Here is a 1,075-nt window from a genome sequence, read left to right as displayed (position 1 = left end):
GTCTATTCAGGTCCATCCCAGCCTGAACGCGGCGCGCATAGGGTTTGCCAGAGAAAACCAGGCGGGCATCTCTCTTAACGCGCATAACAGAAATTATAAGGACGAAAATCATAAGCCTGAACTTGTGTTTGCTTTAACGCCGTTTCAAGCCATGAATGGCTTTCGCACGCTATCATCTATCGTTTCGCTATTACAGCCCGTGGCAGGGGCCCATCCTACTATTGCCGCCTTCCTCGCCCATCCCGACGAGCAGAATTTAGCACGATTGTTCGGCGATTTGCTGACGATGACCGGCGAGCAAAAATCCCTAGCTCTGGGCATTCTCACCGCCGCGCTGGACCATCAGTATGGCGAACCCTGGAACACCGTGCGGATGATTGCCGAGGTGTATCCCGACGACAGCGGTCTGTTCTCGCCGCTGCTGCTGAATGTGATTACCCTGCAGCCCGGTCAGGCGATGTTTTTGTTCGTGCAAACTCCCCATGCCTATCTTAAGGGTGTGGCGCTGGAAGTCATGGCTAACTCCGACAATGTGCTGCGCGCTGGCCTGACGCCGAAATATATCGATGTGCCAGAGCTGATGGCCAACGTGCAATTCGTCGCCAAACCTGAAGATACGCTTCTGACCGTGCCAGAGAAGCACGATGGTGCGCTGATGTTTCCCATCCCGGTGGACGATTTCGCCTTTTCGCTGCACGCGCTCATGCCAGTGCCGCGCACGCTGACCCAAGACAGCGCCGCTGTCTTATTCTGTGTCGATGGTCAGGCCACTGTGGACGGTGGCGGTCAGCAATGCACTCTCCAGCCGGGCGAGTCAGTCTTTATCGCAGCAAAAGATTCCCCCATTACGGTCAGCGGCAGTGGCCGTTTAGCTCGGGTTTATAATCAAAGCTAATGACTGTCAGACGAAATATAGCCGATCGAAAAAACCGTACAGCAGTATGTCGAAGGCACCGCTTTTACTAATCAATTAAATCACTTAACTCAGGCAATTCTATGGCCGATGGAGGGCCAAATAAATAAAACCCAGCCCCACCAGCGGCAACACTACTACCTACCACCGTCATGATAGACA

General features: G+C 53.6%; 1 protein-coding gene. It reads left to right on the top strand.

Annotation, left to right across the window (positions count from 1 at the left end):
• Positions 1–895, top strand: an 895-nt coding sequence (gene manA / locus BG74_RS03810; protein WP_244267257.1) for a mannose-6-phosphate isomerase, class I, incomplete at its 5' end; no start/stop codon positions are given.
• Positions 896–1,075 lie beyond the last annotated feature (180 nt).

Source organism: Sodalis-like endosymbiont of Proechinophthirus fluctus, from assembly GCF_001602625.1.
GTDB lineage: Bacteria > Pseudomonadota > Gammaproteobacteria > Enterobacterales > Enterobacteriaceae.
The sequence above is the reverse complement of the archived record's forward strand: the minus strand, read 5'-3'. Positions and strand labels throughout refer to the sequence as shown.